This is a genomic window from Alterileibacterium massiliense (genome assembly GCF_900104645.1).
Classification (GTDB): domain Bacteria; phylum Bacillota; class Clostridia; order Peptostreptococcales; family Anaerovoracaceae; genus Alterileibacterium; species Alterileibacterium massiliense.
The window spans coordinates 472,640-496,195 of record NZ_FNWE01000002.1; the positions used below are offsets into that span (position 1 = coordinate 472,640).

Consider the following 23,556-nt stretch of genomic DNA (forward strand, 5'->3'; position numbering starts at 1 on the left):
ATTGCAGGATAATAAAAGCATAAATATTTGCCCATCAAAGTCAGACGGAGAAAGAGCATTGATATGCTCATATCTATCGGAAATACAAGATATTAATAATAAAGCTCAAGCATTAATTGATGAAAACGAATTTAGACTAAAAAATAAATCCGGATTAAAAAATGAATTTAGACTAAAATATGAAGCCGGAGTTAAAAAAGCTGAAGAAAGAATTTTAAATCTCGGAAGCTCGGAAGATGTACTAGCACTGAGGGGATGCCTTAGAGAGTGCCTTAAAAAGTGCATCGCAGAAAGCCTAGGTATATGCCTTGAGAAAGACTTCAATGAGAGTGATTTTAGAGAAGCTCCAATAATTTTAAATTGCAAAAAAAGTGGTGCTAACCTGAGATTTCTAATTCCAATCGTATCTGCCCTCGGCTTAGATGCTGTCATAAGATATGAAGGAAGGAAAAGACCGATAGAACCTCTCATAGAAACGCTTGAAGAAAAAGGAATAAGATTTGCTATAAGAGAGGGCGAGGTAAAAACACAGGGCAGACTCAAAGGTGGGAATTTTGAAATTGATGGAAATATCAGCTCGCAATTTATAAGTGGTCTCTTATTTGCTCTGCCCCTAACAGAAAATGGTGGAAATATAATAATAAAGGGTCATTTAGAATCTTCAGGATATGTAGAAATGACGATTTCAGCTCTAGAAAAATCCGGCATTCATGTGAAAAAGAATAAATCTGGATATGAGGTGAGAGGTGGAGAGAGATATGCTTTCCCTAATCAGTATGCTGTTGAGGGCGACTGGTCAAATGGAAGCATTTGGATTGCTATCAACCTCTTACTAAGCATTGAGAGGGGTGCTGGCAGAGATTTTTCAATTTATGACCTTCTAAAATTTCCAATTAAAATCAATGGACTTGATTTTAAATCCAATCAGCCTGATAAAAAAATAATGAATTTACTAGAGAAATTTGTGAAGATAGGTGAAGATGGAAAGATATATCTTGGTGGTGACAGCGTTATAGATGCAAGAGACAATCCTGATATAATTCCGATTTTATCAGGGATAGCAAGTCTTAACGACGGAACGACCTTGATTACAAATGCTTCAAGACTTAGATTAAAGGAAAGCGACAGGATAGAAACAATTTGCGATATTTTATTCAAGCTCGGCATTGATATAGAAGAAACAAGCGACGGGCTTATTATCTATGGAGCGAAAAGGCTTAGGGGAGCTAGTGTTAAATCATATGATGACCACAGGATTGTTATGCTTGCTGCTCTCATGTCACTTGTTTGTAAAGGCAAGGTCATAATTGAAAATTCTGAAGCAATAAATAAGTCGTATCCTGAGTTTAAATCTGAATTAAAAAGGCTAAGCTTGGATACCAATATAGAGTGGAGGTAAAAATGTCATCAATAATAGGAAAGAATATTATCATTTCAATATTTGGAGAGTCACATTCCTCTGCTATAGGAGTTACAATTGACGGAATACCTGCTGGAATATCTATTGATATGGCTGAGCTTATTGAATTTCTTGGGAGAAGAGCACCGGGAAAGACTAGTCTCACATCGAGCAGAAAGGAAGCCGATATTCCCTCGTTTATATCTGGAATAAAGGATGGAATAACTTGCGGAACACCTATCACAGCAATTATCTATAATCAGGATATAAATAGGGCTGACTACAATATAGTTTCTGATAGACCTCGCCCCGGTCATGCTGATTATACTTCGCATATCAAACACAAGGGGTTTGAGGACTTTAGCGGAGGTGGTCATAACTCTGGAAGATTGACAGCACCACTATGCGTTGCAGGAGGCATCTTAATACAGGCACTTAGCAAAATAGGAATAGAAATTTTTACAGAGATAGTTGAAATTGGCGGTAAAAATAATAAATTCGACGAAGTAATTGAAAAAGCGGTAAAAAGCAAGGATTCGGTGGGCGGAATAGTTAGGTGCGTTGTCAAAGGCGTTCCCGCAGGATATGGCGATCCAATCTTTGACGGGATTGAAAACCAAATATCTAAGATTATTTTCGGCATTCCTGCAGTCAAAGGCATAGAGTTCGGTGCAGGATTTGAATCAGCTAGGCTAAAAGGTAGCGAGATGAATGACGAATTTTATTATGATGAGAATGATGAAGTCAGGACAAAGACAAATAATGCCGGCGGAATCCTCGGGGGAATAACGACCGGCATGGATATTATTTTTCAAGTGGCAATAAAGCCAACTCCGTCTATTGCTCTTAGGCAAAATACCATTGAATATAAGAGCAAAGAAAATACAATTATCGAAATAAAAGGAAGACATGATCCCTGCATAGTACCAAGGGTACTACCTTGCATTGAAGCAGGAGTTGCAATTGTTATCGCAGATTTCATGAGAGAAAAAATTGCCAATCACAGCTAGACTCTTATAGTCAATAACAGGCTCTAATAGGCTCTCGATAGGTTCTAATGTGCTATCAAATAGGCGTCAAGGAACCTATCTATCAAAAGCCATTTTATATATGGAAAGCATATCCTCTCTACCTAGAATTTTGCAGGAGCCAATATGACCTCCTGAGATATTAGAACATCTGTCTGCCATATCTTCGAGGTCGCCTATCTTTATTGATGGAACAAGCTCTTTTAACGATGTAGGCATATCGATGCTTTTGAAAAAATCTTCCGTAGCCTCTATGCCGAGGAGCCCAAGCTTTTTCATTTCTTCCTTGCTAATATCTTCTTTGCTAATATCCCCATTATATGAAGATATATTCATAACCTTAGTCGCAAACCTATAGAATCTTTCAGGACATATGTCAATGACATATCTTGCCCAGCTTCCCCAAAGTGCTGCTAGACCCGCACCGTGAGTCACATCAAATTTTGCTGAAAGCTCATGCTCAAGCTTGTGAGTAGCAAAATCATTTCCTGCATTTCCGCAGCCGGTAAGACCGTTGTGTGAAAGACTTCCTGCCCAAAGGATTTCTCCTCTTGCGTCAAGGTCCTTAGGATTTTCTTTAAGCTTTATACTGCAATCTATGACTGTTCGCATAAGACCTTCTGCAATCTCATCGGTGAGAAGCATATTGCCCTTCGAGGTAAAATATCTTTCAAAGGTGTGCATCAGTATATCTACACAACCGGCAGCAGTTTGATATGCGGGAAGAGTAAGAGTGAGTGACGGGTCAAGAATACTGAAAGCGGGTCTTGATATGTCGCTATTACATCCGAGCTTTTCCTTTGTTTCGTCATTAGATATTACAGATGAATTACTCATTTCACTTCCGGTAGCTGCCATTGTAAGAATTACTCCAACTGGTAGAGCCTCCTTTGGCGAAGATTTTTTCAAATAAAAATCCCACACATCTCCATCATACTTTGCTCCATAGGCGATCGCCTTGGCAGAATCAATGACGCTTCCACCGCCGACGGCAATTATCATATCTACATTTTCTTTTTTCGCTATATCTATTCCCTGATAAACCAACTCAAGTCTTGGATTTGGAACAACTCCGCCAAGCAAAACATAATTTATGTTAAAATCTTCGAGGCTATTTTTTACAGAGTCCATAAGACCGCTTTTGATAGCCCTAGGACTTCCATAGTGAATAAGAACTTTCTTTGCACCAAATGAACTTGCAAGGCTTCCGATTTTACACACAGTATTATCACCGAAAACGATTTTTGTAGGGGTATAATAATTGAAGTTATTAATCATATTTTGCTCCTTTTTTAAACAAAATTTAAATAAAATTCGTAGCTTTATGTCTATTTTACATCTAATTTATATATAGTTTATATATAATTTATATCTATTTAAATCTATGCTATATCTAATTTATATCTAAGCTACATTTAAATTCTAATTAAGAAAAAATATTTTGTCAAATGCTCAATTTTGAATTGACAAACACAATATATATGGGTATAATTGCCAGTACCGAATACAAGATATTGTATTAAATGCTAGAGAGGTAAGAATATCATGAATGTAATAAAGAGGAATGGTTCTGAGGTTGAATTTAATCTTCAGAAGATAATAGATGCTATCACAAAGGCAAATGAATCCGTTGCGGAAAATGTGAGAATGACGAAGGTTCAGATTCAGAGAATTTCTGACAGCGTTAGGCTCGCTTGTGATGAGCTGGGCAGATCTCCAGCGGTTGAAGAAATACAGGATATGGTTGAGCAACAGATTATGGCTCATGGAGCGTTTGAAGTTGCAAAGGCATATATAACATATAGATATACGAGGTCACTTGTTCGTCAGGCTAATACTACTGATGACAAGATTTTGTCGCTTATTAATGATGATAATGAGGAAGCAAAGCAGGAAAATTCCAACAAGAATCCGGTTATAAATTCAACTCAGAGAGATTATATGGCTGGAGAGGTCAGCAGGGACTTGACAAGAAGACTTCTACTGCCTGAGGAGGTTATAAATGCTCATGAGCAGGGAATTATCCACTTCCACGATGCAGATTATTTTGCACAGAGGGAGCACAACTGTGATTTAATTAATTTAGAGGATATGCTCCAGAATGGCACCGTTATAAGCGAGACGATGATAGAGAAGCCTCACAGCTTTTACACAGCTTGTAATATAACGACTCAGATTATCGCACAGGTTGCATCTAACCAGTATGGCGGTCAGAGCTTTTCTCTTGCTCACCTCGCTCCATTCGTAGATGTAAGCAGAAAAAAGATAAAAGGACTTGTAATCGAGGAAAGAAAGGCTCTTTGTGAGTCTCTTGAAGAAAAAATCATAGATGAGATAACCGAAAGACGCCTTATGGAGGAGATTAAGAGCGGAATACAGACTATTCAGTACCAGCTTATAACTCTCATGACTTGTAATGGACAGGCACCTTTTGTAACTATGTTTATGTATCTAGATGAGGCACCGGAGGGAAGGACGAGAGAGGACCTTGCAATCTGCATTGAAGAAGTTCTAAGGCAGAGAATGCGTGGAGTGAAAAATGAAAAAGGAGTCTGGATAACACCGGCATTTCCAAAGCTCATATATGTACTAGATGAAGATAATATAAGCGAAACATCAAAATATTGGCATGTTACCGAGCTGGCTGCAATGTGCACAGCAAAGAGAATGGTGCCGGATTATATAAGTGCAAAGGTGATGAAAGAGCTAAAAGGCGGAGATGTCTATACCTGCATGGGTTGTCGCTCATTTTTAACACCTGACAGTGCGGATAATGCAGAGGGTCTTTGTAACGATGGAAATATCTCTAATGCAGGAAACTATCAAGAGGGAAAGCACACATATTATGGAAGATTTAATCAGGGGGTTGTTACAATAAATCTTGTAGATGTTGCCTGCTCATCAGATGGAAATATGGATAGGTTCTGGAGACTTCTAGATGATAGGCTTGAGCTTTGTCATAGAGCACTCAGGGTAAGACATGAAAGACTTCTTGGAACAAGAAGTGATGTTGCTCCTGTGCTATGGCAATATGGAGCTCTCGCTCGCCTCAAGAAAGGTGAGGTCATTGACAAGCTTCTCTACGGAAATTACTCGACGATTTCTCTAGGATATGCAGGCCTCTGTGAGATGTGCTGGCGTATGCTTGGAAAGAGCCATACTACCGAAGAGGGTAGAGAATTTTCAATCAAGGTTATGCAGAGGTTAAATGATAAGTGCAAGGAATGGAGAAATGCTGAGAATATAAGCTACTCAGTTTATGGAACTCCTATGGAAAGCACAACATATAAATTTGCAAAATCCTTACAGAGAAGGTTCGGAATTATTCCTCATGTAACAGATAAGAGTTATATCACAAATAGCTATCATGTTCATGTTGAGGAAGAGATAGATGCCTTTGACAAGCTCAAATTTGAGGCGGATTTTCAGGCACTTAGCCCGGGCGGTGCAATAAGTTATGTAGAAGTTCCGGATATGCAGGACAATACTGCAGCCGTTCTCAATGTCATGAAATACATATATAATAATATCATGTATGCGGAGTTAAATACCAAGAGCGATTACTGTGCTGCCTGCGGGTATGACGGAGAGCTCAAGATTGTTGAGGATAAAGATGGAAAACTTGTATGGGAATGTCCACATTGCGGTAACCGTGATCAAAACCAAATGTCTGTAGCTAGAAGAACTTGCGGATATATAGGTACGCAATTCTGGAATCAGGGAAGAACACAAGAAATAAAGGACAGAGTAATGCACTTATAGTATTCAAATTTGAATAAAGATTTAGACCATTTCCGAATATCGGAGATGGTCTTTTGCATAGAGAGTGCGGGAATGATAAATAGTTGCAGAAAAACTTAAGCAATAAAGAATTTAGAAAATAAAGAAATATAGAAATATAATAAAACAATAGAAAGATGAATTATTGCAATATAAAAAATTTTGATATAGCAAATGGATATGGGGTTAGAGTGTCACTTTTCGTATCAGGTTGCACAAATGCCTGCAAGGGGTGTTTTCAACCTGAAACTTGGGATTTTGAATATGGCAATCCTTTTACAAAAAATACAGAAGATGAAATTTTAAAGATAATGGACGAGGATTTCATAGACGGGCTAACCCTGCTAGGAGGAGACCCTTTTGAGCCAGCGAACCAAAAGGCTCTCATAGGTTTTTTAAAGAGAGTAAGGAAGGAAAGACCAAGCAAAAATATATGGGCATTTACAGGCTTTACCTATGAGGAGCTAAAGACGGACGGGAGCTACGCAAGGACCGAGGTGACTGATGAAATGCTGGACTTGATAAATGTATTAATAGACGGGCGTTTTGAAGAAGATAAAAAAGATATAAGACTTCAATTTAGAGGTTCATCAAATCAAAGATTGATAGACATGAATCTGACAAGAGATAGTGGAGAAATAATTCTCTGGGAAGATCCGATTAAATCAATATTGTAGGGGGGATTTTAGTATGAAAAAACGACAAAATATTAAATTTGCGATTACATTGGTTAAGATGGCAGCAACAGGAATTGCAGGCGGGCTTGCACTTATAAATTCTGCAAAAAAAATAGGTGAGATGATAGAAAGAAATGAGAAAGAAAAAATCTCTGAGGGGGAAAGGTATGAAGACTGATGTTCAAATTGCACAGGAAGCTAAACTAAAGCCTATCACAGAAATTGCAAAAGAGCTTGGGATTTCCGAGGAAGAACTTGAGCAATATGGAAGATATAAGGCTAAAATTAATAACAGCCTAATGGACAGGCTAAAGGATAAGCCAGATGGGAAGCTCGTGCTCGTCACAGCGATCAATCCTACTCCTGCAGGGGAGGGCAAAACAACTACAAATGTTGGCTTGTCTATGGCACTTGATAGGATAGGAAAGAAGGTTATGACCACCTTAAGAGAGCCATCGCTAGGACCTTGCTTTGGAATAAAAGGTGGTGCTGCCGGAGGAGGATATTCTCAGGTAGTTCCTATGGAGGATATAAATCTTCATTTTACAGGAGATTTTCATGCTATAACTTCAGCACATAATTTGCTTGCGGCAATGCTTGATAATCACATACATCAAGGCAATAAGCTAAGAATTGTAACGAAAAACATCGTCTGGGATAGGGCAGTTGACATGAACGATAGAGCCCTAAGGCACATAGTAATTGGAATGGGTGCAAAGGGCGACGGAGTTACAAGGGAGAGCAGTTTTAAAATAACAGTTGCAAGTGAAATCATGGCAATTCTCTGCCTAGCCGAGGGAATTACAGATCTAAAAGAAAGACTTGGCAGAATGATCGTGGCATATGATGAGGATAAAAAGCCGGTAACGGCAAAAGATTTGAATGCTGTTGGTGCCATGGCACTCCTTTTAAAAGATGCGATTAAACCAAATCTCGTTCAAACCATTGGAAACACCCCTGCCATAGTTCATGGAGGACCATTTGCAAATATTGCCCATGGCTGTAATTCGGTTGTGGCAACGAAAACAGCATTAAAGCTTGCAGATTATGTAATAACTGAAGCAGGATTCGGTGCAGACCTCGGAGCAGAAAAATTCTTAGATATTAAGTGCAGATATGCCGGATTAAAACCAGATGCAGTTGTAATAGTAGCGACTATAAGAGCACTTAAATACAATGGTGAAAAGCCATTAAAAGAGCTTTCAGAAGAAGATTTAGTCGCACTCAGGAATGGAGCAAAAAATCTCGAAAGACATATAGATAATATTTCAAAATATGGTATTCCTTCTGTGGTTGCGATAAATAGATTTCCTACTGATACTGATAATGAAATAGAGCTACTCAAGGAAATATGCGAAGAAAAAGGGGTATCGGTAGTTCTTTCTGAAGTATTCACAAAAGGCGGAGAGGGCGGAATAGAACTTGCAGAAAAGGTTGTTAATATATGTGAAAATGAGGAAAGCAATTTCAAGCCTATTTACTCACTCGATATGTCTATAAAAGAAAAGATTGAAAAAGTCGCTAGAGAAATATATGGTGCGGACGGCGTTAACTACGAGGGGAATGCCGAAAAGCAGATAAGGAATTTGACAGAACTCGGATTTGATAAATTACCGGTCTGCATTGCAAAGACTCAATATTCTTTCTCAGATGATCCAAACGCACTCGGAGCACCAAGTGGATTTAAAATAAATGTAAGAGATGTTAAGGTTTCTGCAGGAGCTGGATTTATTGTCATTTTAACCGGACAGATAATGACGATGCCGGGGCTTCCTAGAGTTCCACACGCAGAAGGCATGGACATATGTGAAGACGGAACTATAATAGGGCTTTCATAAAAGGGGTCTCATAAAAATAGTACTTCAAAATACGATTTTCATTGAAAAGCAATAATTGAAGTCAATATCAGAGTAATAAATAGAATAATCGTTGCAGATAAAAGAAAAAAAGAGAAATAAAAATAGCCACAGGTACTGAATTGAACTTCAAAAGCTAGATAAGCAAACTAGTTTTTCAAGGGTTGCTTCACACCAGTGGCTATTTATATATCCAAAATTATTAATTCTTTAAATTAAGCGAAGAAAGCTTTTCGATATGCTTACATAGTGCTTTGTATGTTTCACTGCTTATGTCATGCTCTATCCTGCAAGCATCTTGCTGAGCAATCTTAGGTTCAACACCGATCGATTTAAAAAAATTAGAAAGGGTCTTATGCTTATCATATGTCTTTTGAGCAAGCTCAAGACCGGTGCTCGTAAAATTAATCAGGCCGTCATTATCCATAGTTATATATCCTTGCTCACGCAGTTTTCTCGTCGCATAAGATACGCTTGGTTTAGTAACGCCTAATAATCTGGATATATCAACAGACCTTATAAATCCCTTTTGCTCCTTTAGCATTAGCATACTTTCCAGATAATCTTCTAGTGATTCCTGCCTTTTCTCCTTAGCCATAAAAACCTCCATGGTTAACCATCTCTAACTAAATGTGATAATAACATTTTTTATTTAATATGGCAAGTAATTCATAAAAAAATACATATATATAGACAAGAATATAGAAAAAATACAACAAGTTGATATTTTTGTATCAATATTTTAAACAAGGCTAGACACCTTGAAATTATTGGACTGCAAGCATATCCAAATATTGTTATAAGGTTGACAATTCTGCCTTTATGTGTATAATTAGGGTGAGAACGATAAATTTATCTCAAACATTTGATTTTTATTTATCGAAGGCAGAAAATTGAAAAGAAAGGATTACCACGGATAATAGAATGCAGCTCGTTAAAACGACGATATATGAATGTTTAGCACGAAGAATAGCAAAGGAGCCGGATAAGCTTTTTCTTAAATATGGAGATAGCGGATTTACCGGTAGCGAAATTGGTAATATTGTAGATAAGGTCGCAAAACTTCTTTACACAGACGGAGTTAGAGCGGGAGACAAGATAGGCATATATGGAGTTAACAGTGCAAGCTGGGTAATTTTATTTTTTGCTATACAGAGGCTTGGAGCGGTTTCGGTTTTAGTCAATTCGTATTTCAAAGAGGGAGAAGTTGTTGACTGCATACTGATGTCCGACATGAAATACCTTTTATATACAGATATTCAGGAAGATGATGACCACGGCGAGGTAGCGAAAAAACTGAGCATCAATGAAAAGACAAAGAATGTTAAGTGCTTCGATATTGAGGGAACATATGACTACTGGAAGAACCTAGTCATAAGAAAGACGGAGTGCGAATCTTTAGAGCTTCCGCCTCAGCCTGACCCTATGGATACGGCGTGCATATTATTTACATCTGGCACTACAAATATGTGTAAAGGTGTTAAGCTATCGCATTTTTCCCTAATCAATAACGCTATGCAGATGGTAAATATTATGGGCTGGAATGAGAGCGATGTCATGTGCGTGACAGTACCACTTTTTCACTGCTTTGGAATGACTGTTGGAATAATCGGCAGCATGATAGCGGGAAGCTCAATAGTGCTTCTACAGAAATACCATTCTATAAGCGTATTTGAAGCAATCCAGAACAATAAATGCACGATATTAAATGGTGTTCCTAGTATGTTCCTTGCTATGGTTAGGAATGATAGATTTAAGGACTTTGACCTTTCTAGCCTTAGGAGTGGAATAATTGCCGGATCACCAATACTTAAAGAAGAATACTTGTCAGTGTGCGAGCAATTAAAAGGCATAAAACTTCAGCCATCATATGGTTTGACAGAGACTTCCCCATGTGTTGCCATGTGCGACCTCGATGTCAGTCTTGAGAAAAAGGCTGTGTCAGCGGGAAAGATTATAGAAAATGTCAGCGTCAAGATAATTGATAATGACACGGGGCTTGAGTGCAAGGCGGGAGAATCAGGCGAGATTTTTGTCAAGGGATATAATGTTACACAGGGTTATCTCTCAACAGACCCTGTTTTATGCGATGCACTTAGACCTGACGGCTGGTTTATGACCGGCGATATAGGATATTTAGATGAAGATGGATACCTATATATTGTCGGAAGAAGAAAGAATTTAATCATAAGAGGCGGAGAAAATATTTCGCCGACAGAGATAGAGAGATATATAAAGCAGGTAAAAAAGGATATTGAGGTTTTCGTCTACGGAATGAAGACAGATGTTCTTCAAGAGGAGATCGTCGCTTGCATTGAATGCGAGGAAGATGAGAATCTTGAGAAGGAAATAAGAGAATATCTTAAAGAAAATATAAGTAAGTATAAGATTCCTAGATTTATAGTTTTTGTCAAAGAGTTCCCAAGAAGTCCAACTGGCAAAATCGATGAAAAGAATCTTAAAAAAAGTGTTAATGAAATGTTGAAATAGACATCATTAAATATTAAAAACAATTATTGGATTTTATTTAAATGGGAGGGAATTAGAAATGAGCACGAGAAAGAGACCGCTTGAAGGTGTCAAGGTAGTAGAACTTGCTAACTTCATTGCAGCTGCAACAACAGGTAGATTTCTAGCTGACCTTGGAGCAGATGTAATTAAGATTGAGAGTGCAAAGGGAGATCCTTTGAGATATACAGCACCTACAGAGGGTAGACCACTTGATATGTATGAGAATACAACATGGGAGCTTCAGAATGCTAACAAGAGATGTATTTCTCTTAACATGAAAGACCCTGTAGGTAAGGAAGCTTTTTTCAAATTATTAGATGATGCTGATATTCTCATTACAAACTGGAGAGGACAGGCACTCGAGAGAGCGGGACTCGACTATGAAACACTAAAGGTTAAATATCCAAGCCTAGTATATGCTGTTATTACAGGATATGGTGAATATGGTCCTGACAAGGATTTACCTGGATTTGACTTCACTGCATATTTTGCAAGAGGTGGATATTTTGAAACACTAAGACAGAAGGGTGCTGTACCTATGAATGCGGTTCCTGGCATTGGAGATCACAATGTAGGTATCAACCTTGCTGCAGGAATACTTGGAGCATTATACCATGCTAAGCTAACAGGCGAGGGCGAGAAAGTTGAAACAAGCTTGTTTGAAACTGCTATATTCAACATGGGAATGATGGTTCAGGCTGCTCAGTATCCTGAAATAGGAGCACATTATCCAATCGCAGCTAGAGAAGCTAATAACCCAATCTTGAACTGCTGGTTAACTAAAGATGGCAGATATGTTCAGACTTGCATGCCAGACTACAACCACTATTTCAAGACATTCGTAACTGCACTTGGACTAACAGATCTAGTAGAAGATGAGAAGTATTTCCCTGTACAGAACCTACATAAAAATGATCTTTCAACAACTCTATATGACATGGTTATGGCTAAATTCGGCGAAAAGACATACGAGGAGTGGGTGCCAATTCTAACAGAGGCTGATATTCCATTCTCAAAATGTCAGAACTGGGAAGAAATTCTTGAAGATGAGCAGGCTTGGGCAAACGACTGTTTCTACAAGATGCAGTATCCTAAGGGAGAGAGAGTTCTCGTTAAACAGCCGGTTAGATATAGAGAGATGGGACCTACACCATACGAGCGTGGACCACTTATTGGTGAGCACGGCGTAGAGGTTATGAAAGAGCTTGGTTACTCAGATGATGAGATAAACAAGATGATTGAAAATAAGACTCTATACATCTGGGAAGATGAGAATAAATAAGAAATAAAAATCTATGATTGCTTAATATTAAGGACTCGGCTGCGACTCACCGTCGCAGCCGTCCGAGCATATCACTTGTATATAGGCAATATAAATGAACGAACTAATATCTAAATATTAAAATATAAAGATAAAAAAGTACGAATATAGAAAAATCGTAACATAAAAAAGCGAAACATAAAAACAGCAAAATATTAAAGTATTAAATTATTAAAGTAGCAAAACATAGAAATACAATAGCTAAATTCAGGTGGGTTTAGGAGGTAGCAGATTCGTGATTTTTAACGAAAAACACGAGCTTATCAGACAATTAGCAAGGGAATTTGCAGAAAAAGAGCTTGGCCCTATTGCCGAAGAAATTGATCAGACCGGAATTTTCCCAATGGAATTATATAGGAAGATGGGCGAGATAGGTTTTCTTGGGGTATTTGTACCAAGAGAATATGGCGGTGCTGGGGCAGACCACAGGTCTTATGCGATAATAATGGAAGAACTCGCTAAGGTTTCCGGAGTATCAACGATATGGATGTCCTCTCCTAATTCACTACATTCAACTTCTATTCTTAGATTTGGAACGGAAGAACAAAAAGAAAAATATTTAAAACCGATGGTATCCGGAGAAAAGGTTTTCAACTTTTCACTAACGGAGCCGGGAGCAGGCTCGGACGCAGCTTCAATTATGTCGACCGCTGAAGCTGATGGGGATACATATGTAATAAATGGAAGAAAGACCTTTATAACGGCAGCCCCTGTGTCCGATTATGCAATATTATATGCTAAGACGAATCCAGAAAAAGGCGTAAAAGGCATTTCGTGTTTTATATTTGACATGAATTTACCGGGTGTATCAGTGGGAAAGCCAGAAAGAAAAATGGGCATGATAGGTTGCCCCACCAGCGATTTGGTCCTCGACAATGTAAGAGTACATAAAAGTGCAATGATTGGAAAAGAGGGAGAGGGATTTATAAATGCCATGAAATCGCTCAGCATCGGAAGGCTCGGAGTAGCTTGCCAAGCACTAGGCTTATCGGAAGCTGCGATGAAAGAAGCGGTAAAATATTCTAAGCAGAGGGTGCAATTTGGAAAACCGCTATCGTCATTTCAACACACCAGATTTACCTTAGCAGAAATGGAAACGAAGATAACAGCCATGAAACATCTTGTAAATGATGCTGCATATAAGATGGATCAAGGGCTTGATACTAATAAAGAATCATCTATGGCTAAGCTTTTCAATTCCGAAGAAGCAAAATGGGTTGTAGATAAGGCATTACAAATCCATGGAGGTTATGGATATACAAAGGATTATCCTATCGAAAGGATATATCGAGATGTGAGAGCCGCTTCCATATATGAAGGCACATCCGAGGTTCAGAGGATGGTCATCGCATCAAAAATTTTAAACTAAGGCTTATTAAGGGAGAATAAATTATGAAAATACTTGTTTGTATAAAACAGGTGCCGGAAACGACTAATATAAAAATAAATCCCTTAGATAATACCCTTATGAGAGAGGGCATTTCTGCGATAATAAATCCAGACGATAAGGCAGGAATAGAGCTTGCACTTAGAATTAAAGACAAGAGAGAAGATGCTGATGTCACAGTGATTACCATGGGTCCTAGTGAAGGCATAAAAGCTCTAAGAGAAGCCATTGCCATGGGAGCTGATGATGGGATTTTGATAACTGATGAGGTGTTTAGCGGAGGTGATACCTATGCCACCTCCCTAGCCATTTCTGAATTTATAAAGACGCTTGAATACGACCTGATAATAACAGGAAGGCGTGCAATAGATGGAGAAACAGGACAGACCGGTCCCGAAATTGCAGAAAATCTGGGTATACCGCAGATAACGCATTGCACGGAGTTTGAGATAGAAGGCAACAAGCTTATAGCGAAAAGACAGTTTGACGACAGGTATCACATCATAGAAGCTAAGATGCCTTGCCTTATTTCGATAATAGGAGAAAAAATCAACCCTAGGTATATGACGGTTAGAGGCATTTTTGACAGTGCTAAAAGCAATTCTTCATGCGAAAAAAAGGATAAGAAAAAAGACAGGATAAGGGTTTTAAACTACGATTATATCAAAGAAAAAATAGAAGCTTCTAAGCTAGGTCTAAAGGGTTCACCTACTTTTGTAAAGGAAATGGTTCAAGGAATTTCAGGGAAAAATGGCGATAAACTTACGGGACTAACCGAGGAAGAAGCAGCTGAAGCAATTTTTCAAAAAATAATTGAGAGAGGTTTCATATAATCTTGAATAAAGACATATATGTAATAATAGAGCAATTAGATGGAATAATTAAAAGGGTCAGCTTAGAGCTTATTGGAGAAGCAAATAGGCTCTCAAAAAAGCTTGGAGAAAAGGTTATTGCTGTCCTTTTGGGGAATGATATTGAAGATAAGGCAGAGCTTTTGATTAAGTATGGAGCGGACGAAGTGCTTGTAATCGATGATCCTATGCTTGAGCCTTATATGACAAGTCCATATACAAAGGCAGTATCTTCTATTATAGAAAAGAGGAAGCCGAGCATTGTCCTTTTTCCTGCTACTTCTATAGGCAGAGATTTGGCTCCAAGGGTAGCGGCAAGGATAGGCACGGGACTTTCAGCAGATGTTACAGACTTTGATATTGATAAGGATGATAAGTCACTTCTCATGATGATGCCGGCGTTTGGTGGAAATATTATGGCGACCATCGTAAGCAAGGTCAAAAGACCGGAGATGGCAACTGTAAGAGCGGGGGTAATGCTTCCCCTCGAAAAGGACATGAATCGCAGTGGCAAAATTGAAAGATTTGAAATTGAATTTGACGATTCAGACAGAGATGTTTTAATCAGAGAAGTTGTAATAGAGGCGGAAGAAAAGGACGACATATCAAATGCAGAAATAATAGTTGCCGGCGGAATTGGCATGGGTGCTGCTCATCACTTTGATGAACTAAAAGTGCTTGCTGATGAACTAAATGGAAAGCTGGGAGCTACTAGGCCTACGGTAGATGCAGGATGGATTGATAAGTCGAGGCAGATAGGTCAGACGGGAAAGACCGTTAGACCTGAGTTATTTATAGGATTTGGAATATCGGGAGCAATTCAGCTTGTAAGCGGAATGAAAAAGTCAAAATATGTGATAGCTGTCAATAAGGACCCTAAGGCACTCATATTTGATATTTCAGATTTCGGTATAGTGGGAGATGCGAACAAGATAATACCGCTTTTGATAAAAAAGATTCAATCATATAAAGCAAGCAAAATACATAAATAATGGTCATCTAAACTAGGTGGTCGTTAAAATAAAATTTTTATTTCATACTTAATACTTATATTTACAAGGAGGTATAGCTATGGCTAATCCAAAAGTTAGAGTTACTTTGAGAAAATCGGTAGTTGAAAGATTCGGTGTTGAAAGACCTGCTGAATGGGACTGGGAATATGTAAATTATCCATGTTCGGATGAAGAACTTATCGAACAGTGTAAGGATGCAGATATTCTTTATGTAGGACCAGTTGATCCAATTAGCAGAAATGTAATTGAACATCTCGACAATTGCAAGATGATTCACTCACATGGCGTAGGATTTGATAAGATTGACCTTGAAGCAGCAAGAGAAAAAGGTATCTATGTATGTAATAATAGAAGTGTAAATGCAGTTCCTGTAGCTGAGCTTGCAATAACACATATGCTTAACTGTCTAAGAAGAGTTCCATCAACAGATGCAAAGATAAAAGCAGGCGGATTAGATGGATTTAAGCAGTGCTTCGAAGATTATAATATCAATGGACATAAAGAGCTTAGCGGAAGAACTGTAGGTCTTGTAGGACTTGGAGCAATAGGTAAGGCTGCAGTTAAGATTCTAAAAGCTTTCAACTGTGAAATCCTTTACTACGATGTATTCAGAGCGGAAGAGTTTGAAATTGAAAACAATGTCAAATACTGCACATATGATGAAATCCTTGAGAAATGCGATATTATCTCATACCATGTTCCTGTACTCGATTCAACAATCAACATGGTTCGCAAGGAAACAATCGATAAGATGAAGCAGGACGCAATCATCATCAATGTAGCTAGAGGAGAAATCGTAAACGACCAGGATCTCGTAGATGCACTGGAAGCTGGTAAGGTTTATGCAGGTATAGATGTAATCTCTCCAGAGCCACCATCAGCAGATCACCCAATGTTCCACATCAACGACGCTGGCAAGGCAAGACTATCATGGACTCCTCACATTGCTGGTACAACAAATGAGGCGTTCACAAGAATGGTAGAGTGGACATATAATGACATTAAGAAGGTTATGGCTGGAGAAAGACCTAACAATATTGTTAACAAGCTATAAGTAAACATATTCATACATGGGTGCTGACTGATTCTTTTGCAGATTAAATTTGCAAGACGGATAGTGCCCATGTATGCTCGAAATTTAAGCTTAAGAGAGCATCACACAAGGATAAAAATAGGCCTCTCTCAGCTTGACATTTTGATAACAACAGGTATAATTTAAATTGTGTAATTGTGTGATATTAAGGACTATTTGAGAATGGAGATATAATGTACACCTTAGGGATTGATATAGGTTCTACAACATCTAAATGCGTGTTATTAAAGGACGGAAGTGAAATAATTGCAAAGAGTCTGAGAGTTGGAGGACTAGGCACAAAGGGACCTGACTCATCGGTAAATGACATCTGGGAAAGCGAAGAAGTAAAGAAAGCAGGCATTACTAAAAAAGATTTGGATCGTGCCATCGTCACAGGATATGGCAGGAGAAATTATGAGGGCGGAGATGGTGAAGTCAGCGAGCTGACTTGTCACGCACTTGGTGCCCGTTTTGTCTTTGATGGACTTAGGACTGTAATAGATATTGGCGGTCAGGACGCAAAGATAATTCGCCTGTCTGAGGACGGCAGAATGACAAATTTTGTAATGAATGATAAATGTGCAGCAGGCACAGGAAGATTTCTCGATGTAATGGCAAATATTTTAACAGTAGATGTCGATGATTTTACGAAAATCGCTGAAGAGTCTACCGATGCTTCTCCAATCTCTAGCACCTGCACGGTTTTCGCAGAATCAGAGGTAATAAGCCAGCTTGCCAATGGTGCAAAGATGCCCGATTTAATCAAGGGAATATGTTCAAGCGTTGCGTCAAGAGTAGCAGGACTAGCAAGGCGAGTAGGGGTTCAAGAGGTTTGCTGTATGTCCGGCGGAGTAGCTAAGAATGGTGCGGTAAGGAAGGCTCTCGAAGAGGAATTAAAGGTTAATATTGCCTTTGACCCGCTTGCCCAGCATTTTGGTGCTATAGGAGCAGCTCTTTGGGCATATAATGAGCATATGAGAAAGAGTAAATCTGCGAATAAATAAAAAAATAGATTTCTACAATTAAATTTAGACAATTAAATATTTAATATATAATAATTCAGTAAATTGATGTGAAGGAGGGCTATTATGGCTGAAGAGGTCAAAAAAAAGAAACCGGTAGACACAAATTCTGCTAAATATAAGCTTGGAAAGATAGCTGGAGATGCTTATGCTGATGCTATTGAGCTTAAAAAGCAGGGAGTGCCTATTGCTTGGGTAGCAAGTAACTTCCCAGTAGAAATTCCGGAAACGCTCGGTATTGCTACAGTATATCCTGAGAACCAAGCAGCAGGAATTGCAGCTAGAGGTGCAGGAGAGAGAATGTGCGTTGAAGCCGAATCAGATGGATATTCAAATGATATTTGTGCTTATGCTCGTGTAAGCTTAGCATATGCAAAATTAAAGAGCTGTCCTGAGCAAGATGTTGCGATGCCTGATGTTTTGCTTTGCTGTAACAATATCTGTAACTGTATGATTAAGTGGTATGAGAACCTATCACAGGAACTCAACATACCTATGATTATGCTTGACATTCCTTTCAACCCTGATTATGAGGTATCTGATGCAGAGGTTGAATATGTAGCTGCACAGTTCTGGGATGCAGTTCGTCAGCTTGAGGACCTTTTCGGTCTAAAATGGGACGAAAAGAAGGCTGCTAAGACAACAGAGTACAGCTGTAGATCAAGTAAGGCTTGGCTCGCTGCTACAGGAACAGCTAGATATACACCTAACCCATTTAATGGATTTGACCTTCTTAACCACATGGCAGTAATGGTTACTGCTAGAGGTAAGCAGGAAGCTGCTGAAGCTATGGAACTTCTCAACAAGGAATATGAGGAGAATCATAAGGAAGGCAAGAGCACATTCAGAGGCGAAGAGAAATATAGGGTAATGTTCGAGGGTATCGCTTGCTGGCCATATCTAAGAGCTACATCAAAGGGATTGAAAGACCGTGGAATTAACATGGTAACTACAATATACGCAGACGCATTCGGATTTGATTATGACAATTTCGAAGAGATGATTAAGCGTTACTGCAGTGTACCTAACGCAATCTGCCTTGAAAAAGCTAGAGACAAGAGAATAAAACTCTGTAAGGACTACGGAGTTGAAGGATTGCTCGTACATACAAATAGATCATGCAAGCTCTGGAGCGGATTCATGTATGAGATGAGCCGTCAGATTGGTGAAGCTTGTGACATTCCTGTAGTTAGCTTCGACGGTGACCAAGCTGACCCAAGAAACTTCTCTGAAGCTCAGTATGATACAAGAGTTCAGGGTCTAATGGAAATAATGGGACAGAAGAAAATGATGGCTTTATAAGAGAGGAGATATTAAAATGCTAGATGAAATGTTGAAAAAATTTCACGAGGTAGCCACCTCTCCTCGTGCACAGATGGATAAGTATATGAAAGAGGGAAAGGAAATTGTCCTGACCGCTCCTGTATACACACCTGAGGAAATTGTTCACTCAATGGGATTTGTTCCTATGGGAGCATGGGGTGCTGATATTAAAATCAATAGGGCAAAAGAATATTGTCCTGCATTCCTCTGCTCGGTAGTTCAGTCAATACTTGAACTTGGCATCAATGGAACATATAAGGGTGCGAAGGCAATCATAATTCCTTCATTATGCGATACACTAAAGAGCCTTGGCGAAAACTGGAAATATGCTGTAGATGGAATTTTATTTATCCCTATGACATATCCACAGAATAGAAAACCTGATTTCGGTATCAGATATACTAAGGCTGGTTATGAGAGAGTAATTAGAGATCTCGAAAAAGTTGGCGGAAAGTTTGATGAGGCGAAGCTTGCTAAATCAAACAAGATATACAATGAGCACAATCAGGCTATGAGAAAGGTTGACGCATTAATTGCAAAGCATCCTGAGATCACAGCGGCACAGAGAAGCGACATCTTCAAGAGTGCATACTTCATGTTAAAAGAGGAGCACACAAAGATGGTTAACGATTTCATTGCAGAGCTTGAAAAAGAGACTCCTGAAGCTGATAAATTAAATATTATCACATCAGGTATCTTGACAGATGCTCCTCAGCTAAATGAAATCATCGATGATCTTGGACTGCATATTGTTGCAGACGATGTAGCTGCTCAGTCAAGGCAGTATAGGACAGATGTTCCTGAGGATTCAGATGCACTAGAAGCTTTGGCTCGTAAGTTTGCAAACATGGACAACTGCTCAGTTCTTTACAATGTTGAGAAGCCTAGAGTACAATGGATTGTCGACACTGCAAAGGAAAGAGGTGCAAAGGGTGTCATTGTAGTTATGACAAAGTTCTGCGACCCTGAAGAATTTGACTATGTACCAATTAAGAAAGCTTGTGAAGGTGCAGGTCTAGCTGTTGCACTTGTTGAAGTTGACAGACAGATGGATAGATTCGAGCAGGTTAGAACTAATATAGAAACATTCCGCGATATGTTGATGATGTAATATCATAGATAATAGGTATCATAAGTAAGGGTAGTTTTTTTCACGAGAGGAGGAAATAATATAATATGATTCTTGACAAGAAACACGCCTTGCAGCAGAAGCTTTTCCGTGAGTTCGCTGAGACAGAATTCACTAAAGAGCTGCAAGACAGACTTGACCAAAGTGGCGAGTTTGAATGGGACATCTTTAAAAAGATGGCTAGCTATGGTTTCACCGGTGTTAAAATTCCTAGAAAATACGGTGGAACAGGTTCTGACAGTCTAACATATGTTTTAATGGTAGAGGAATTTGCTCGCCAAGACGCAGTACTGTCAATTTATGTTAACACTTCCAATTCACTTGGTGGTGGACCTATCATGCTTGCAGGTAGCGAAGAGCAGAAGATGAAATATCTTCCAAAGATTGCAAGCGGTGAAGAGGTAATCGCTTTCGGACTTACAGAGCCTGGAGCAGGTTCAGACGCAGGAGGTACAGCGACAACTGCAGTTAAGGATGGTGACGATTACATAATTAACGGACGTAAGACATTTATATCAGGAGCTCCTGTTGCAGACTGGATTATCTGCTTTGCTAAGACAGATCCATCTCAGAAGGGTTCTAAGGGAATATCGATGTTCATCGTAGATATGAAAGCTAAGGGCATCTCACTTGGAGCTAATGAGCATAAGATGGGTATCGGCGGTTATCCAACTTGCGATGTAGTATTTGAAGATGTAAGAGTTCCTAAGGAAAATCTTCTTGGACCTCTACACAAGGGCTTCCAGTATGCTATGAAGACTCTAAACAGTGGCCGTCTAGGTATTGCTGCACAGGCAGTAGGTATCGCTCAGTCAGCACTAGATGAAGCTGTTAAATATGCTAAGGAGCGTAAGCAGTTCGGTCACGCACTTGCTGATTTCCAAGGCATCAAGTTCATGCTGGCTGATATGGCTACAGATGTAGAAGCTGCTCGTCAGCTTGTACACTATGCAGCAACTATGATGGATACAGATAAGGATAACGCAACAAGAGCTTGCTCAATTGCTAAATACTTTGCTGCAGAAGCTGCTAACAGATGTGCTTACAAGGCTGTTCAGATCCACGGTGGATATGGATATATCAAGGAGTACAAAGTAGAAAGAATCTACAGAGATGCTCGTATCACAAGCATTTATGAAGGTACTAGCCAGATTCAGCAGGTAGTTATTGCATCTGATTTGCTAAAGTAGAGGAGGTATTTAAATGAAAATTCTGGTAACAGTTAAACAGGTTCCTGATACCTCCGGTAAGGTAGCAGTGAATGAAGATGGAACACTTAACCGTGCTTCCATGCAGACAATCATCAATCCTGATGACTTAAACGCAGTAGAAGCAGCATTGGAGCTAAGAGATAAGCTAGGCTGTAAGGTTGTAGCTTTCACAATGGGTCCAGGACCTGCAGAATCAATGCTTAGAGAAATCGAAGCTATGGGAGTTGACGAGGCAGTTCTAGTATCTGCTCGTGAATTTGGTGGTTCTGATACATATGCTACTTCACAGATTATCGCAGCAGCTCTTGATACATATGGTATCGAAGATGATGACATCATCATGGCAGGTCGTCAGGCTATCGACGGAGACACAGCTCAGGTTGGTCCACAGATTGCTGAAAAACTAAATCTGCCACAGGTTACATATGCTGGCGATATTGAGGTTAATGGCAAAGAAATCACAGTTAAGCGTATGCTTGAAGATGGTTATATGACAATCAAACTCAAGACACCTTGCATGATTACTTGTATCAAGGAGCTAAATGAGCCAAGATACATGACAGTAGTAGGTACTGAGGAATGTTTCGACATGCCACTAACAGTTATGGATTATCCTGCATTAAAGGATCACGAATTGATCGATGCATCAACAATTGGTCTGAAAGGATCACCAACGAACATCTATAAGTCATTCACACCTCCACAGAAGGGTGCAGGAATGATTCTTGATGGTTCTGGTAAGGAAACAACAGACAAGCTCATCGGTATTCTTAATGAGAAGCACATTATATAGGAAGGAGAACGAAAATATGGCTTATGACAGTTCTGATATAGCTGCTTTCAAGAATGTATGGGTTTTCTGTGAGCAGCGTCAAGGCGAAATGATGCCAACGACATTTGAATTGATTTCTGAGGGTCGCAAGCTGGCAGATGAACTTGGAGTAGAACTCTGGGGAATTCTTCTCGGCGATAACATTGAAGGAATCGCATCCGAATTAGGCGGATACGGTGCTGACAAGGTTCTTGTTTGTGATGATCCTCTACTAAAGAATTATACAACAGACGGATATACAAAGGTTATCTGTGACATGGTTAAAGAGTACAAGCCTGAGGTTATGATCTACGGTGCATCAAACATCGGTAGAGACCTAGCACCAAGATGTGCAGCTAGATTGCATACAGGTCTATGTGCTGACTGTACTCACCTCGATGTAGATCTTGATGGATATATTAACTTCCTAAAGACAGGATCTTCACTCGATGTTGACAATGTAAACTTTGAGAGCAAGCTCTTCGATGTAAAGAAAAACCTAAAGATGACAAGACCTGCTTTCGGCGGACACCTCATGGCAACAATCGTATGTCCTAGATTCCGTCCTGCAATGGCTACAGTAAGACCTGGAGTTATGCAGAGAAGACCTTTTGATGAAGAAGGTGCAAAGAAGGTAGAACTAATTCATCCTAAGTTTGAGATTTCAGCTGACGACATCAAGGCTGAGGTTATCGATATTCAGAAGGCTGGAAGAAAACTTGTTGACCTAATCGGAGCAGATGTAATCGTATCTGTAGGTCGCGGAATATCTAAGGATGTTGAAGGTGGAGTAAAGCTTGCAGAAGAGCTAGCAGAAGTACTTGGCGGAGTAGTAGGAGCTTCCCGTGCAGTTGTAGACTCAGGATGGATGCCTAATGATCATCAGGTAGGACAGACAGGAAAGACTGTACACCCTAGGATTTACATCGCTTGCGGTATCTCAGGTGCTATTCAGCACAAGGCTGGTATGCAGGATTCAGAGTGCATTATTGCAATCAACAAGAATGAAGCTGCTCCAATCTTTGAAATCGCTGATTACGGTATCGTAGGAGACCTATTCAAGGTTATTCCTCTCTTAATTGATTCATATAAGGAAGCTAAGGCTGAAGCATAGAATTAATTAAAAAAATATCTATAAGTATGATATTAACCCTCTCTGCTG

Annotated in this window: 20 protein-coding genes; 18 read left to right on the top strand and 2 right to left on the bottom strand. The window is 39.3% G+C overall.

The annotated features are described in order from the left end of the window. The first annotated feature begins 1 nt into the window (after position 1). Positions 2–1,399, top strand: coding sequence for a 3-phosphoshikimate 1-carboxyvinyltransferase (locus BQ5371_RS04040; RefSeq protein ID WP_071132639.1), 1,398 nt, complete (start codon positions 2–4; stop codon positions 1,397–1,399). 2 nt (positions 1,400–1,401) lie between these two features. After that, complete coding sequence (locus BQ5371_RS04045; protein ID WP_071132640.1) at positions 1,402–2,409, top strand: chorismate synthase; 1,008 nt, start codon at positions 1,402–1,404, stop codon at positions 2,407–2,409. 75 nt (positions 2,410–2,484) lie between these two features. Here BQ5371_RS04045 and BQ5371_RS04050 read toward each other — a convergent pair whose 3' ends face one another. Beyond that, entirely contained in the window at positions 2,485–3,705 is a 1,221-nt protein-coding gene (locus tag BQ5371_RS04050; protein ID WP_331462935.1) for an iron-containing alcohol dehydrogenase, read from the bottom strand. 267 nt (positions 3,706–3,972) lie between these two features. Between BQ5371_RS04050 and nrdD the strand changes: the two genes are divergently transcribed. From nrdD to BQ5371_RS04065, 4 genes are all read left to right on the top strand, one after another. Then, positions 3,973–6,189 (top strand): anaerobic ribonucleoside-triphosphate reductase, encoded by a 2,217-nt coding sequence (gene nrdD / locus BQ5371_RS04055; protein WP_071132641.1) that lies wholly within the window; start codon positions 3,973–3,975, stop codon positions 6,187–6,189. Positions 6,190–6,344: 155 nt separating this feature from the next. Next, complete coding sequence (nrdG, locus tag BQ5371_RS04060) at positions 6,345–6,884, top strand: anaerobic ribonucleoside-triphosphate reductase activating protein (RefSeq protein WP_071132642.1); 540 nt, start codon at positions 6,345–6,347, stop codon at positions 6,882–6,884. 13 nt (positions 6,885–6,897) lie between these two features. Next, a complete protein-coding gene (locus BQ5371_RS07010; RefSeq protein ID WP_159428257.1) occupies positions 6,898–7,062 on the top strand; it encodes a hypothetical protein in 165 nt (54 codons plus the stop codon). Further along, complete coding sequence (locus tag BQ5371_RS04065; protein ID WP_071132643.1) at positions 7,052–8,722, top strand: formate--tetrahydrofolate ligase; 1,671 nt, start codon at positions 7,052–7,054, stop codon at positions 8,720–8,722. The genes BQ5371_RS07010 and BQ5371_RS04065 overlap by 11 nt, the downstream gene beginning before the upstream one ends. A gap of 220 nt (positions 8,723–8,942) precedes the next feature. Here BQ5371_RS04065 and BQ5371_RS04070 read toward each other — a convergent pair whose 3' ends face one another. Continuing rightward, complete coding sequence (locus BQ5371_RS04070; protein WP_071132644.1) at positions 8,943–9,338, bottom strand: metal-dependent transcriptional regulator; 396 nt, start codon at positions 9,336–9,338, stop codon at positions 8,943–8,945. 326 nt (positions 9,339–9,664) lie between these two features. Here BQ5371_RS04070 and BQ5371_RS04075 point away from each other — a divergent pair, with 326 nt between their 5' ends. The 12 genes from BQ5371_RS04075 to acrA all read left to right on the top strand — a co-directional run bounded on the left by BQ5371_RS04075 (position 9,665) and on the right by acrA (position 23,508). Continuing rightward, on the top strand, positions 9,665–11,230 hold the full coding sequence (locus BQ5371_RS04075) for a class I adenylate-forming enzyme family protein (protein ID WP_071132645.1): 1,566 nt from the start codon (positions 9,665–9,667) through the stop codon (positions 11,228–11,230). A 58-nt stretch (positions 11,231–11,288) separates the two neighbouring features. Next, positions 11,289–12,533 (top strand): CaiB/BaiF CoA transferase family protein, encoded by a 1,245-nt coding sequence (locus BQ5371_RS04080; RefSeq protein ID WP_071132646.1) that lies wholly within the window; start codon positions 11,289–11,291, stop codon positions 12,531–12,533. Positions 12,534–12,807: 274 nt separating this feature from the next. Beyond that, entirely contained in the window at positions 12,808–13,941 is a 1,134-nt protein-coding gene (locus BQ5371_RS04085; protein WP_071132647.1) for an acyl-CoA dehydrogenase family protein, read from the top strand. Between the two features lie 23 nt (positions 13,942–13,964). After that, positions 13,965–14,792, top strand: a complete 828-nt coding sequence (locus BQ5371_RS04090) for an electron transfer flavoprotein subunit beta/FixA family protein (protein WP_071132648.1) — start codon at positions 13,965–13,967, stop codon at positions 14,790–14,792. 2 nt (positions 14,793–14,794) lie between these two features. Then, positions 14,795–15,802, top strand: a complete 1,008-nt coding sequence (locus BQ5371_RS04095) for an electron transfer flavoprotein subunit alpha/FixB family protein (protein WP_071132649.1) — start codon at positions 14,795–14,797, stop codon at positions 15,800–15,802. A 79-nt stretch (positions 15,803–15,881) separates the two neighbouring features. After that, positions 15,882–16,877, top strand: a complete 996-nt coding sequence (locus BQ5371_RS04100; protein WP_071132650.1) for a 2-hydroxyacid dehydrogenase — start codon at positions 15,882–15,884, stop codon at positions 16,875–16,877. Positions 16,878–17,089: 212 nt separating this feature from the next. Further along, entirely contained in the window at positions 17,090–17,902 is an 813-nt protein-coding gene (locus tag BQ5371_RS04105; protein WP_071132651.1) for an acyl-CoA dehydratase activase, read from the top strand. An 84-nt stretch (positions 17,903–17,986) separates the two neighbouring features. Next, entirely contained in the window at positions 17,987–19,222 is a 1,236-nt protein-coding gene (locus BQ5371_RS04110; RefSeq protein WP_071132652.1) for a 2-hydroxyacyl-CoA dehydratase subunit D, read from the top strand. A gap of 16 nt (positions 19,223–19,238) precedes the next feature. Then, positions 19,239–20,354 carry a 2-hydroxyacyl-CoA dehydratase subunit D gene (locus BQ5371_RS04115; RefSeq protein WP_071132653.1) on the top strand — a complete coding sequence of 372 codons (1,116 nt, stop codon included), beginning with the start codon at positions 19,239–19,241 and terminating at the stop codon, positions 20,352–20,354. Between the two features lie 65 nt (positions 20,355–20,419). Further along, positions 20,420–21,562 (top strand): acyl-CoA dehydrogenase family protein, encoded by a 1,143-nt coding sequence (locus BQ5371_RS04120; RefSeq protein WP_071132654.1) that lies wholly within the window; start codon positions 20,420–20,422, stop codon positions 21,560–21,562. A 13-nt stretch (positions 21,563–21,575) separates the two neighbouring features. Further along, on the top strand, positions 21,576–22,376 hold the full coding sequence (acrB, locus tag BQ5371_RS04125; protein ID WP_071132655.1) for an acryloyl-CoA reductase electron transfer subunit gamma: 801 nt from the start codon (positions 21,576–21,578) through the stop codon (positions 22,374–22,376). A 16-nt stretch (positions 22,377–22,392) separates the two neighbouring features. Next, positions 22,393–23,508, top strand: coding sequence for an acryloyl-CoA reductase electron transfer subunit beta (acrA, locus tag BQ5371_RS04130; RefSeq protein ID WP_071132656.1), 1,116 nt, complete (start codon positions 22,393–22,395; stop codon positions 23,506–23,508). Positions 23,509–23,556 lie beyond the last annotated feature (48 nt).